This window comes from Archangium violaceum, assembly GCF_016887565.1.
GTDB lineage: Bacteria > Myxococcota > Myxococcia > Myxococcales > Myxococcaceae > Archangium > Archangium violaceum_B.
Map to the genome: position 1 here is coordinate 4,234,004 of NZ_CP069396.1, position 12,775 is coordinate 4,246,778.

The 12,775-nt window shown below is 67.1% G+C and carries 14 protein-coding genes; 6 read left to right on the forward strand and 8 right to left on the reverse strand.

Annotated features, from left to right (window positions below; translation table 11 throughout):
* Positions 1-83 precede the first annotated feature (83 nt).
* From JRI60_RS17535 to JRI60_RS17555, 5 genes are all read right to left on the reverse strand, one after another.
* Positions 84-317, reverse strand: coding sequence for a glutathione binding-like protein (locus JRI60_RS17535; RefSeq protein ID WP_204227007.1), 234 nt, complete (start codon positions 315-317; stop codon positions 84-86).
* 64 nt (positions 318-381) lie between these two features.
* Entirely contained in the window at positions 382-600 is a 219-nt protein-coding gene (locus JRI60_RS17540) for a hypothetical protein (RefSeq protein ID WP_204227008.1), read from the reverse strand.
* 114 nt (positions 601-714) lie between these two features.
* Positions 715-1,419 (reverse strand): glutathione S-transferase N-terminal domain-containing protein, encoded by a 705-nt coding sequence (locus tag JRI60_RS17545; RefSeq protein ID WP_204227009.1) that lies wholly within the window; start codon positions 1,417-1,419, stop codon positions 715-717.
* A 145-nt stretch (positions 1,420-1,564) separates the two neighbouring features.
* On the reverse strand, positions 1,565-1,855 hold the full coding sequence (locus JRI60_RS17550; RefSeq protein WP_204227010.1) for a hypothetical protein: 291 nt from the start codon (positions 1,853-1,855) through the stop codon (positions 1,565-1,567).
* Positions 1,856-1,966: 111 nt separating this feature from the next.
* A complete protein-coding gene (locus JRI60_RS17555) occupies positions 1,967-2,797 on the reverse strand; it encodes a hypothetical protein (protein WP_204227011.1) in 831 nt (276 codons plus the stop codon).
* Positions 2,798-3,097: 300 nt separating this feature from the next.
* Between JRI60_RS17555 and JRI60_RS17560 the strand changes: the two genes are divergently transcribed.
* Positions 3,098-4,804 carry a hypothetical protein gene (locus JRI60_RS17560; RefSeq protein ID WP_204227012.1) on the forward strand — a complete coding sequence of 569 codons (1,707 nt, stop codon included), beginning with the start codon at positions 3,098-3,100 and terminating at the stop codon, positions 4,802-4,804.
* A complete protein-coding gene (locus JRI60_RS17565; protein WP_204227013.1) occupies positions 4,779-4,922 on the forward strand; it encodes a hypothetical protein in 144 nt (47 codons plus the stop codon). The genes JRI60_RS17560 and JRI60_RS17565 overlap by 26 nt, the downstream gene beginning before the upstream one ends.
* Positions 4,923-4,967: 45 nt before the next feature.
* Here JRI60_RS17565 and JRI60_RS17570 read toward each other — a convergent pair whose 3' ends face one another.
* The 3 genes from JRI60_RS17570 to JRI60_RS17580 all read right to left on the reverse strand — a co-directional run bounded on the left by JRI60_RS17570 (position 4,968) and on the right by JRI60_RS17580 (position 7,365).
* The gene (locus tag JRI60_RS17570) at positions 4,968-5,510 is read right to left on the reverse strand and encodes a GFA family protein (protein ID WP_239470577.1); all 543 of its coding nucleotides are present in this window, start codon (positions 5,508-5,510) and stop codon (positions 4,968-4,970) included.
* A gap of 230 nt (positions 5,511-5,740) precedes the next feature.
* Complete coding sequence (locus JRI60_RS17575; RefSeq protein ID WP_204227014.1) at positions 5,741-6,619, reverse strand: RNA polymerase sigma factor; 879 nt, start codon at positions 6,617-6,619, stop codon at positions 5,741-5,743.
* Positions 6,616-7,365: an SDR family oxidoreductase gene (locus JRI60_RS17580; protein ID WP_204227015.1), complete on the reverse strand. Its 750-nt coding sequence runs from the start codon at positions 7,363-7,365 to the stop codon at positions 6,616-6,618. The genes JRI60_RS17575 and JRI60_RS17580 overlap by 4 nt, the downstream gene beginning before the upstream one ends.
* 396 nt (positions 7,366-7,761) lie before the next feature.
* Between JRI60_RS17580 and JRI60_RS17585 the strand changes: the two genes are divergently transcribed.
* The 4 genes from JRI60_RS17585 to JRI60_RS17595 all read left to right on the forward strand — a co-directional run bounded on the left by JRI60_RS17585 (position 7,762) and on the right by JRI60_RS17595 (position 12,668).
* Positions 7,762-8,250: a MarR family winged helix-turn-helix transcriptional regulator gene (locus JRI60_RS17585; RefSeq protein WP_239470808.1), complete on the forward strand. Its 489-nt coding sequence runs from the start codon at positions 7,762-7,764 to the stop codon at positions 8,248-8,250.
* Positions 8,251-8,270: 20 nt separating this feature from the next.
* Positions 8,271-9,653: a serine hydrolase domain-containing protein gene (locus JRI60_RS17590; RefSeq protein WP_204227017.1), complete on the forward strand. Its 1,383-nt coding sequence runs from the start codon at positions 8,271-8,273 to the stop codon at positions 9,651-9,653.
* A gap of 403 nt (positions 9,654-10,056) precedes the next feature.
* Complete coding sequence (locus tag JRI60_RS54535) at positions 10,057-10,188, forward strand: hypothetical protein (protein ID WP_275439331.1); 132 nt, start codon at positions 10,057-10,059, stop codon at positions 10,186-10,188.
* A gap of 317 nt (positions 10,189-10,505) precedes the next feature.
* Positions 10,506-12,668 carry an FG-GAP-like repeat-containing protein gene (locus JRI60_RS17595; RefSeq protein WP_204227018.1) on the forward strand — a complete coding sequence of 721 codons (2,163 nt, stop codon included), beginning with the start codon at positions 10,506-10,508 and terminating at the stop codon, positions 12,666-12,668.
* Positions 12,669-12,775: the final 107 nt, after the last annotated feature.

The following is a 12,775-nucleotide window of genomic DNA, read 5'->3' on the forward strand; positions in this document are numbered from 1 at the left end:
AATAACGGGTCCTGCATCCGGACGACGAATGATGACGCATGAAATCGACAAGCGCGCGAAAAGAATTTTCGCTGCGATGGCGCTCACGAGACCGCTTCGCTGTTGCGCCACGCCGACAGTTCTCGCACACGGTCGAACCACGCCAGCAGATGCGGGTAGTCGCCCAGCGGCAGGCGCGCCTGCTCGCGGTACATCAGCGGCGCCGCCACCGCGTAGTCGGCCAGGGTCACGGCTTCGCCCACCAGCCAGCGGCGGTAGCGAGCGTGGCACCCCAGGCAGCGGTCAGCAAGCGGCACGGCGCACAGCCCGCGTGGCACCCGGCAGCAGCCCTCCTCGACCCCTCGCTTCCAGCCCTCCCCCTCAACAGGTCCCCTATCCCGCCTATACGCCGTTGATGGCCACCTTGATGTCCTCCTTGTTCACGCCCGGGATGTCGGCCTTGACCAGATACGCCTGGTCGTTCTCCTCCACGTCCATGCGCATGCGTGGCGCACTGTCGCCGCTGCGCACGACATCGCGCAGCAGATCGTCGAAGTCGCGGAAGGGATCGAAACGCGCCAGCTCACGGAAAGGATCGAAGCGCATCAAACTGTTTGCCATGGTTTGCCTCCTCTCATGAAAAAAGCGCGGCAAAGGCCGCGCCGTCCAAGCATGATGAGAAGCGAAAGAGGCGGAAGTTTGAGATGTCTCAAACGCCCGCCCTTGACGCGCGCCTCAGCCGGCCTTGGGCACGTTCAAGCCCAGCACCACGGCCGGGCGGGCCAGGAAGGCGTCCAGCACGCGCTTGACGTTGCCAAAGCGCGAGAACTCCACCAGCTCGCCGGCCTCGTAGAAGCCGACCAGATTGCGCACCCAGGGGAAGATGGCCATGTCGGCGATGGTGTACTCCTCGCCCATGACCCAGCTGCGGCCCTCCAGGCGCTGGTCCAGCACGCCCAGCAGGCGCTTGGACTCGTTCAGGTAGCGGTCGCGCGGGCGCTTGTCCTCGTACTCGCGGCCGGCGAACTTGTGGAAGAAGCCGACCTGGCCGAACATGGGGCCGATGCCGCCCATCTGGAACATCACCCACTGGATGGTCTCGTAGCGCGCGGCCGCGTCCCGCGGCAGGAACTTGCCGGTCTTCTCGGCCAGGTAGATCAGGATGGCGCCCGACTCGAACAGGCCCAGCGGCTTGCCGCCCGGACCGTCCGGATCGATGATGGCGGGAATCTTGTTGTTTGGGTTCAGCGACAGGAATTCCGGCGTCATCTGGTCGTTGGTCTCGAAGCTGACCAGGTGCGGCTCATAGGCCAGGCCGGCCTCCTCCAGAAAGATGGATACCTTGACGCCGTTCGGCGTGGGCAGCGAATACAGCTGGATGCGGTCCGGCGTCTGGGCCGGCCACTTCTTGGTGATGGGGAATTGCGACAGGTCGGTCATGGTCTTCCTTCGTGTGCGGTGCAAAAGGCGATTATCACCGAATCGCGCAAAACGCGCCGGACACGGCCTTGAACCGCCATTCCACACGGCTGGGTGTTGGACTCCACCTCATCCCACTGGCCCGCTTCCGACGCACCCCTCTCCATCAGAGAGGGGTGGGCGGGGCGTCCAACCTCCGGCCGCCGGGGAGCCCGGCGCGGACCGCGAGGAGGGTGGAGAGGGCGCGGTAGGCGGCCTCGCGTGCCTCGGGCTCGGTCTCCTCGCGCATCCGGTGCAGCAGCCGCGGCAGCACCCGCTCGTCCCAGGCGGCTGGCTCCCAGCGCTCGAGCAGGACCGTGGCCCGGTGGCGTATCTCCGAAGTGAGCCGTGCGTCACACCAGGGCCCGGTGCCGGCGTCGAGGCGGAGAGGCCCTGGAAGGTCAGGCGTCCGAACCACTCCCGCATCGCTCGCCGGTAATGCGCCTCCAGCGCCTCCAGGTCGGCAGGGGGGCGCGTCGTGTCCTCGGGAGTGTCCGCCATGAGCGCGGGTTGTGCCGCCCGGAACACGCTAGGGCACGTAGACGGTGTTGATGCCCGGGGCCGCCGGGTCGTAGAGCACGACGATGACGTCGCGGCTGGGGAGGAAGTCGAACTCGTACGCGCTGTCCAGGGAGAGACGGCCCTCATACCGCTCGCCGCGCGCGATGAAGCTCCAGCGCAGCTCCGTGGGCGGTGGCCCCTTTTTGCGCACCGGCTTTCCGTCGCCGAAGTACGTCACCCGCGCGAGAATCGGGATGCCCACGCGGGCCGCGCGCGACTCACGGTGGTTGGTCCGCACGACGAGCAACAGGCCCAAGGCGCCCGCGAGGGGGAACAACAGCGCCAGCCCTCCCAGGCGCCCCATGGGGGAGAGGGTGGTGCCACGGATACGGGCCGCCTGGCCTCCGCGCCACTCGAGGACCACGCGCTGGCCCGGCTGAAAGCTACCGCCCGGCTCGCAACTGCGCCCCACCAGCGCGCCGTCCTCCGAGTGGAAGCGCGCGCAGTACACGGGCGGACGGGGCCTGCGCTTGCGCATCCCCACCTCGACCGAGTCGACGACGCCGGGGACTTGGAAGGAGTGCAGGTCCAGCAGCAGGTCCCCCACGGTGCGATGGGACTGGAAGAAGGCACAGACGAGCCCACCGGCGAGCAGGGCGAAGAGGCTGGTGTAGAGCACGACGCGCTGGGGGCCCGCGAAGGCGAGCACCAGGCGCCGGGCCTCCTTCGAGGGCACGCGCGGCGCTCTCGGGACGCTCGCGACCAGGGCACGCGCCCGCTCGAGGTCGTCGGACGGCACATCGGCGAAGGCTGCTCGGTTGCTCTCGGGAGGTGGGCCGGACAGTGGCAGCAAAGACATGGGAGGCCATTAGACCAGACCTTCTCCTCTCCTGCCTGGGGGACCAGAAATGGCCGCAGTCTCGCGCCTGGAGCGAAGACGCCCGTGCCGGAGCGCCGCGATGCCCTGGAGTGCGTAGAGCACCTGCCGGTCGGGCGGGACTCGTGAATCGGAGATGAGCATCTCCATCTCGTCACGGGTGAAGACCGCAGTGGCTCGCCAGGTCGGATGATTGCGTGCGGAATGCCGCGGAGCTGGCAGAGCGGCTGCCCCCAACTCCCGAATGACGACCGCTGGAGCCTTGAGTAGGCTTGGCTCCCTATGAACCGTGTGCAGACGTGCGGAATGGCCGTCATTTCCCTCCTGCTGGTGGTCTGGTCATCGGCGGCTCTGGCAGCGGAGGTCCGCGTTTCGCAACTCCCCGAGGATGCGTACTTCGTGCAGGCGACCGAGGGAGGCGAGCTCTGGGCCGTCACCGACAAGCTCTGGCGCATCAATACGGAGGGCTCTGCGGAGGTCGTGAGCACACCAATGCGCGTCGATCTGAGCGCGTGGGCCGGGTCGAAGGTGGGGCTGTGGATCGCCTCTCCCACCGGGGCTGCATTGCTCGAGCCGAGCGGGGAATGGAAGGTCATCTCGACCGAGCAGAGCCCGGGGGTGCATGGATTGGTCCCGTTGGGCGGGAAACAGGTGGCGGTGGTGCGCGATCGCCCCGGAGCTGAACGGGGTGACGAGGTCCTCTTCGTCGATGCCGGCCTCGCGCGCGTCACCCGGACCATGGTCTTCCCGGATTGCACGGTCAATCCGGTCAAGTCTGACGGGAACGGAGGGTTCTGGGCGGAGCTCGATTGGAAGAAGCGCATCGAAGAGAGGCCCACGACCCTCCTGCGAGGCCTGCTCCACATGTCGAACGGAAAATGGACCGCGTGGACGACGTCCGGAACGTGGCCGAAAGAGCTCGAGGCCCCGGCGGGAGTCGAGCTCGTTGGAACCACCCCCACCTGGTTCACCCAGATGCAGCAGGACGGGGCGCTGTTCGCGGGAATGGGTGGCGCGGGCCTCTTCGCGACGGAAGACGCCATCTACCGAGTGAGCCCAGAGGGCCGCTCGGAGGCCGTCGTCTCGATGACGTCGGTCGGCGGAGGCCTTCCCACAACGCCCGACTCCGTCGCCAAAGACCTGTCCGGACACGGACTCCTCATTGTGAGGTTTGAAGAGCCCGACAAGCTCACGCTGGCGCACTGGAAAAACGGCGAACTTCATACTGAGCGGATTCCGATCCCCAATCGAATCGCGAAGGATGACTCGGTCGTCTCCACCCGCATGGTTGCCGCGTCCGGAGGTGTCACCTGGGTCCTCTTGAACGGCGCGCTCGCCATGAAGCGGAACGGAGCCTGGACCGTGTTTTCGTCGACAAAGCTCGGGGCCGCTGAGGAGCCGCTGCCGCCGGGTCCGGAGGGGACTGAGACTTCGGAGATTCCGGAGACGACGAAGGCCAGAGAAGCCAGGAAGGCCAGGGAGGCCACGCTCACCACGGTGGGGTGGGCGGTGGTCGGCGGCTCGCTCTCGCTCGGAATCGGCACCTTCTCCGGGAGCGCGGTTCGTGGGGAGCGCTGGTGGGCGACCGGCGCGCAGACCCTGGCGGGCTCGCTGCTGGGGACGCTTCCGGGCCTGGAGGCGCTTCGGTACTCGCCGCTCACGTCCCATTGGGGCCCCGGCATGGGCGGAGCATTGGCCATGGCCTCTTGCGTGGGAGGGTTCACCCTCCAGCTCGGTGCGACCGCCCTCGGAACCTGGGCGACCGGCGAGCTCGGCCTGAGCCCGACCCGAAACCTGGGGGCATCACTGGGCGGAGCGTTCCTTGGAGCCCTGGTGGGCGCCGCCATCGGGCTGGGAGTGGACGCACTGCTGCAGAAGGTGTTCCCGTACAACGAGGCGCTGCGGTGGTCGTTCGCCATCGGCCTCGCGGGATCGGGCGCGACGGTGGGCTACCAATGGCTCGGTGGCGGACCACGGAACGGGTCGTGAGGCGCCGCGCGAGCACCGCGCCGGGTTGCCGCTCTCCCATCTCGTCGGGCTCGAGTTGCTCGGCACCCGGACGTACCTGAGTGGAGTGGTGCTGCTGCACTACGCCGTCAAGCGCTGAGTGCCCACCCAGGAGCGACAGGGCGCCACGGCGTGGACGTGGCGCTCATGCCTCGATCTTCGTGCCGTCGATGCCGCGCGGAGTGCGCAGTCCCATCGCGAACCACGCCGCGAACAGCCGCCACATGAACGCCACCGAATGCGTGGCATAGGCAGGCACGTTTCCGTCCAGGGGCGCGCCATCGGGGCGGTCCCGGGTCATCACCCGCATCTCCACCGGCGGCGCACCGGGGATGCGGTTCCGGTACAGGCTCAGCCAATGGCCTTTGTTGAATTCGAGGAACATCGCCGAATTGCAGCAGGTCGCCACCACCCGCCGCGTCGGCGAATCGGGCTTGAGGCGATATTCCTTGAGCTGCGCCCCACCGCTCGTGCAACGCACGCGGTCCTTGCGATGGAGCACGAAGCTGGTGCCGCCATCGGCATCGAGCACCGGTGCCGCGCCGGGAAGCGCCTCGATCCGCCGACCCGCTTCGCGGCAGCTCGCGCAATCACATACCGTGGTCAGGATCGGCGCACCCGCCGCCTCGAATACCACCTGGCCGCATGCGCACGCGACGAGATGGGACCTCCCCGAATCAACGCTCATATCGCCTCGTCCTCAAGTCAAACCAGACCGTACTACACTCCCTCCCAGAAACCGCCGCTCCAGAGCGGGTAGGCTCACCCGAGTCCTCGTGAAAGCGCGAAACTCGAACCGAGGGCACAGGCGGAAACGAGGGCAAGGAAAAAGCCCAGAAACCCCTCGGGATTGCTGGGCTTCTCTTGTGGAGGCGGTGGCCATGCGACTGGCGAGGCGACCTGGTTGCGGTACTCGGTTCAGATGCTGAAGAACGTGCGGAGGGTGTCGTTGCGGAGGATTTCGTCGACCACCTTCGAGCGGCTGACCTGGAGCGGGTGCTCCAGGAAGACCCGCTGGTGGAGCTGCTCGACGGTGTCGATGACCTCCGACGACCCGCTGCGCGTGAGGGCCTCGATCCTGTCGACGTAGTCGGTGTTGAACACGAGGTGCTTCGGGTCCACCGCGCCGCTGCGCACATAGCCCCGGGTCTTCTTGTCGCACCGACACGGGTTGGCCGCGTTGACGAGCCCGCAGCGCTGGTTCATCCAGCTGTACAGGTCCTTGCGCGCCCGGGAGAGCCGAACGCGGAAGTTCCCCGGAGAGATTTCCAGCAGCTCGCCGCCGAGCTGATGGTCCACCCCGAAAAGCTCGCCGAGCACGTAGGTGATTCGCTGCTCACGGTCCAGGCACATCAACATGCCCGTCGTGCACCGAATCCGCAGCTCTTCGACCGTACTGGCGGCGTCCCGCAGCTCCTGTGGAGTCATCGCCTCGTCCGGAACCGCTGCGATCCGGGCGAAGTACGTCTGGAAGTCGTCGACCAGCACCTCCATCCCGCGCCGGCGGCTCTTGAGGAGGTGATTGACGGTGAGCTGGTAGAGCCAGGTCCGGAACGCACTCTCCGCCCGGAAGGTGCGCAGAGAGGTGATGACCTTCACGAAGACCTCCTGGGTGAGGTCCTCGGCGTCCTCCCGCCGCCCGCACATCTTCAGCGACAGGTTGTAGACGAAGGGCTGGTGCCGGGCGACGAGCTCGCGCAGCGCGTCCTTGCTGCCGTCGACCGCGCGCGCCACGAGGCCGTGGTCGCCGTCGGTGTCGTAGCCGGGGTGGAAGGGATTCTCTTCAAGCGGCGTCATACCTGGCGCAGGCCTCCGTCGACCGCGAGCTCCGTGCCCGTGACATACGACGAATCCGGTGCCGCGAGGAACAGCACGGCGCGGGCAATCTCCTCGGGGCGGCCCCAGCGCTTCACCGGAATCTGCGCGGTGATGCTCGCCCCCGCGGCCTCGAGCTGCTCGGCGGGGAGTCCCAGCTTCCCCCACAGCGGGGTCTCGATGGCGCCGGGGCACACCGCGTTGACGCGAATCCCTCGCGGTGCCAGCTCGGCGGCGGCCACGCGGACGAGCGAACGGAGCGCCGCCTTCGTCATGCTCAGCACGCTCGAACCCTCGAAGCCGATGCGGTTGAGCCACGACGTCGTCACCACCACCGACGCGCCGTCATTCAGGTGTGGGATGGCCTGCCGCAGCGTATTGAACGTCCCCTTCATGTTCACCGCGACGAGCTCGTCGAACAGCGCCTCGGTGGTGTCGGCCAGGGGCATCAGCTTCACCACCGCCGCGTTCGCGAACAGGATGTCGATTCCGCCGAAGCGCTGGCGCGTCTCCTGGAACAGGCGCTCCAGGTCGGCCCCGCGCGTCACATCCCCCCGCACCGCATGTGCGTTCGGGCCGAGCGACTTCACCGTCTCCGCCAGGTCCTCCTCCGAGCGCGCGAAGACAACGACCTTCGCCCCTTCCTCCGCGAGCAGCCGCGCAGTGGCGAGTCCGATTCCGCTGGTGCCCCCGGTGATGACCGCGACCTTCTGAGCGAACCTCTTCATGTGCAACCTCCCGTGTTCGAGTTGGAGGTTGGACCCACGGGCCTCCAGGGTGTTACAGCCGGAGGCGTTGGCGGTCCACGCTCTTCGAAGAATCGTGAGTGAATCCAGGCACTTCAAGTCCAGCGAGGCGTGCGGGACTGGCACCTGCCGCCACTTGGACCTTGGATTTGAGCGACTCACGCTTCCACCCGGGCGAGACGGGGAGCTGGTGGTGCAGGCGCGCCACGTGTTGCTGTCCCCCGAACCGGGGCAGGCTCAGGCGGGCTCCGGCGCGCATGGAAACGTCCGCACGTCGAGGTCGCTCCCCGGACACCTTCTTCGTGAACGCGGCGCGCCCATTGACCGGCCCTCTTCATCTGTTATGTAGGCGCCTACGCATGAGAGGGGTTGGCGATCATGGATTACGTACGAACGAAAGCGGGCGCGGCGCTCGGTGCACGTCTGCGCCGGCTTTCCGAGCGGCTCGACAATGACGCGGCACGCGCCTATGCGGCCCAGGGTGTGGAGTTCGAGCAGCGCTGGTTCGGCGTGCTGAACCAGCTTGCGCTGAACGGGCCCATGAGCGTCGGCGCCCTGGCGGAGGCGCTGGGCATCACCCATGTCTCCGTCAGCCAGACGCGTGTTTCACTGGAAAAGGTCGGCCTCATCCGCCAGGAGCCCGACGCCTCGGACGCCCGTCGGCGCCTCTTGTCCTTGAGCCCCAGGGGCAAAGCCCTCGCGGCCCGACTCGCGCCCTTGTGGGCTGCATTCGAGCAAGCCTCCCTCGCGCTCGACGCGGAGGTAGGTGGCCTCGGCGATGCCCTCGCTCGATTGGAGGCGGCATTGGAGCGGCAGTCCCTCTTCGAGCGAATCACCGCTGCTTACGATGCCAGAGGCAGGCGATGAGGTGGTCGAGACGCGAGCTCATGGCCGCCTCGCTGATGCTCGCCTGCGTTCCGCGGTCCGAGCATCCGGTGCAATCGGCCGTACCGGTTGCCGCGCCCGGAGACTGGCTGGAGAGGTGGCTCGCCGCGTTCAACGATGCGCGTGCGTCGACCTATCCGGACTTCGTGAAGGCGCACATTCCCACCCTGGTCCCGTATCTGGACGACGACCTCGGGCTCCGCGAGGCGACGGGTGGCTTCACCCTGTTGCGTCGAGAGCAGACAGCGCCGGGGCAGGTCACAGCCTGGGTCCGAGATCGCAACTGGGAGCGCGTCTCCAAGGTCGTGCTTTCCATCGGCGATGGACGCATCGACGATCTCTCCTTCCTCGGTGCGCCTCCGCCCGACGACTTCGCCATTCGGCGGCTCGGCGAGCACGAAGCGTTGACCCAGCTTCGTCAGAAGCTGCGAGTGGAGGCGGCTGCCAATCGCTTCTCCGGTGCGGTGCTGGTCGCGAAAGATGGGGTCGTTCTGCTTCGGGAGGCTTACGGCTCGCGGGATGTCGAGAAAGGACTCGCCGCGACGCCTGCCACACGCTTCTGCATCGGCTCGATGGGCAAGATGTTCACGGCCGTTGCCGTCCTGCAGTTCGTACAGAACGGCCGACTTCGCCTGACCGACACGGTTGCGTCGCTCCTGCCCGCCCATCCAGACACGGCGCTCGCGCGGCAGGTGACGGTGCAGCACCTCCTGACGCACACCGGCGGCACGGGGGATTTCTTCGGTGCCGATTACGACGCGCATGCCGCGGAGCTCCATACTCCGTCCGACTTCATCCGGCTGTTCGGGACACGGGAGGCCGCATTTCCACCCGGCTTGCGCTGGGGCTACAGCAACTTCGGCTTCATCCTGCTCGGCGCGATCGTCGAGCAGGTGTCGGGTCTGGCATGGAATGTCTATCTGGAGCGGAATGTCTTCCGCACCGCGGGCATGTCGTCGACCTCACCCCTGGCGTCCGCCGGTAACACGGCGTTGCCCTATACCGGCGCCGCGCGGACGGGGCTCAAGCCGCTGCCTTTCTACGTCGGTCTGCCCGCCGGTGGTGGCTACTCGACGATTGACGATCTGCATCGCTTCGGCACCGCGTTGAGGGAAGCCCGGCTGCTCGACGCCAGGCACCTCGCCATGCTCACGACCGCCAACGTCCAGGCAGGGAATGCGCAGTGGTCGCTCGGCCTGCGCGTGGCGGTTCGCAACGGTGAAGCATGGTACGGCCACGGAGGCAGCGCACCGGGCGTGAACGCCGACTTCGCCATCTATCCCCAATCGGGGTACGAGGTGATCGTGCTGGCCAATCGCGGGCATCCGCACGCCTTCAATGTCGCGGACTTCATCGGCACCCGGCTGCCGCGCGTGAATCGTTAGAAGCCGAGCTGGACCAACAGCTGGAGGTTCAAGGCGGCCCTCGGTGTGCCGAATGGCCTCAATCCAAGGGCCCGCGCCTCCGCCGGCTAGAGCAAGCAGCCGTCCACGAGGGGGACCCGCGCGGCGCTCGGCCTTGCTGGCCCCGGCAGCGGCCCTTCTCGGCCCCTCCGCTCCTGCCCTCACCCTCTACATGGCTTCTCTCCCGCCTATACGCAAATGATGCCCAAGCGCGTCATCCGTGATCTGTTCAATCGAATCTCCCGACAAGAGCCCTACGCCTGGGAGAGAACACAGTCGCGACTGGGAGTGAAGCCTTTCACACAAGCCTGGAGGAGTGTTCAACGGGCTCCATTGCGCATGGGAATGAGGAGGAAATGGCGCCGGCCTGGCGGGGGAAGAGAACGTGGCGCGCGCGAAGGCAGAGGCAGAGAAAGCGCAAAAGCTCGCCGAGCTTGAAGCCGCAAGGAAGGCCGCCGCAGAGCTCGCAGCGAAGGTCGCAGAGTTGGAAGGGTCGCTCAAGAACCCGCCGAAGTAGAGGCCGCCTCCGCAACCGCTCCCGCAATCGCTCGGGATGGTGATGCTCATTCTCCGCAGATTCCGAGGCGCTCAGGCAGCAGCAGCGGCAGATGGAGACTGGGTCCGAGGTCCGTTGTGCTCAGGGTCGCGGTGTCCGAGATACCGGGCCGGAACGCCAAAAGACGGGCAGGGGCCTGCCTCGACATCACCTCCCGAAGCCGTATTCCATTCCACGATGGCATCGATCCTGTATTGACGACCTGACGCTTCTCCGTTAGGGCCAGTGCTGCGCGCGGCACCTCACGCGTATACAAGAATAAAGGACTAGACCCAAACATGCGTTACCTTAAAAGCGCTCTCTCCTACCTTACGATCCCGATTCTCTCCGCCCTGCTCCTCGCAGGCTGCGCCAACACTGACCCCTCCGAGGCCGACAGCCACGAAGGCGACGAGACCGTGGGCGAGAGCCATGACGCGCTCACCGCCGAGCAGTGCAACTACTTCGATGTCAACGGTCAGGTCCAGCTCTGCCACAAGACCAGCTCGACGATTCATCCCTACACGATCGTCCGTGTTAGCGAGCAGGCGTGTATCAACGCGCACAGCGCTCACAACGGCGACTACGTCACCAGCCTCGACCCGACCTCGCCGCTCTACGACCCGACGTGCAGCGGCCAGGGCTGCCTGCCCGTGAACGCGCCGTGCGACGCCACGGTCCCCTGCTGCGACGGCCTCACGTGCCAGAGCGGCACCTGCGTCGACGTCAACGAGTGCGCCGCCGGTACCGACAACTGCAACGAAAACGCCACCTGCACCAACACCGTGGGCTCCTTCACCTGCGCCTGCAACGCGGGGTACGAGGGCGACGGCGTGACCTGCACCAACATCGACGAGTGCGCCACAAGCCCCTGCCTGAACGGTGGCACCTGCACCGACGGCATCAATAGCTACACGTGCGCGTGCGCTCCCGGCTTCACCGGCACCAACTGCGAGACCAACATCGACGAGTGCGCCACAAGCCCCTGCCTGAACGGCGGCACCTGCACCGACGGCATCAATAGCTACACCTGCGCGTGCGCTCCCGGCTTCACCGGCACCAACTGCGAGACCAACATCAACGAGTGCGCCGCAAGCCCCTGCCTGAACGGCGGCACCTGCACCGACGGCATCAATAGCTACACCTGCGCGTGCGCTCCCACCTACGAGGGGACCAACTGCCAGGCTTGCTCCGGCACCCTCGGGGACTGCAACGGGAACTCGTCCGACGGCTGCGAGGTGAACCTCCAGAGCGACGCCGATAGCTGCGGCGCCTGCGGCATCGCGTGCGCGACGGGTCAGATCTGCTCGAGCGGCACCTGCCAGGCCGCGCCCACCGGCCAGGTCCCCGGCACGCCGGTCAGCTCCCCCGCGAACCACAACCCGCTGGCCCCGGCGGTCGCCGATGTGAATGGCGACGGCAAGCTCGACATCCTGGTGGCCAACGCCGAATCCGGGTCGATCCTGACCCCCTCCGGCTCGCTCTCCGTTTTCCTGGGGAACGGCGACGCCAGCGTCCAGTCGGAGGTCAACTACGGGAGCGCCTCGCTCTCCAGCAACGCGGTCGTGGCCGTGGACGTGGACGGCGACGGGTGGCTCGACGCCGTCACCGTCAACGGCCAGACCAACCTGCTCCTCACCAACGGAAACATCAGCGTCTACAAGAACCTGGGCCCGAGCGCGCCCGGGACCTTCGGCGCGCCGACGAGCTTCACCACCGGCACCCCGGGCTCCGTCCACCTCTGCACCGGGGACTTCGATCACGACGGGGTGGCTGACATCGCCACGACAAGCGTGACCCTGAGCCAGGTGAGCGTGATCTTCGGCACCGGCGCGGGCAGCTTCGGCGCGCCCACGCTCATCGGCATCCCGAACACCGGCGGCGTGCAGTCGACGATCGCCTGCCGTGACCTGAACAGCGATGGCTTCTCCGATCTCGTAGTGACGAGCCCCGCCAGCGCACGCCTGTCGATCCTCATCAACCAGGGCAACGGCTCGTTCGCCGCACCAGTCTCCTACACCAACGCCGTCAGCGGCCAGACGGCGGGCATCGCCTTCGGCGACGCCAACGGCGACAGCACGCTCGACATCCTCTCGAACGGCGCGGCCGGCCGGTACCTCTTCTTCTTCAAAGGGAACGGCAACGGCACCTTCGCGAGCGGCGTTCAGTCCGCCGCTGCGGCCACTACGGCCACCAACTCGGCGCTGGGCGTCGTGGCCGATGACTTCAACGGCGATGGCAAGCTCGACGCCTACATCCTCGTTACAACGGCCTCGGGCGGCGTCCGCCCGATGACCGGCAACGGCAACGGAGGCTTCACCTCGGGCACCGTCGTCACGACCGGCGCCTCGCCTGGCCTCAACGCCATCGCCACCGCGGACATGGACGCGGACGGGTACGCCGATCTCATCCTGACCAACAGGGGATCCGGCACCGTGACCGTGGTCCCCAACGGACTCTGAGTAGCTGTCCGCGATACCGGGCAAGCGGGCGCCATGGGGCGATGTGCCCTGATTTCAGCGCGGTCTCGGTAGGAGAATCGGTGCGCCGCGTGTTTCGCGCGCGGCGC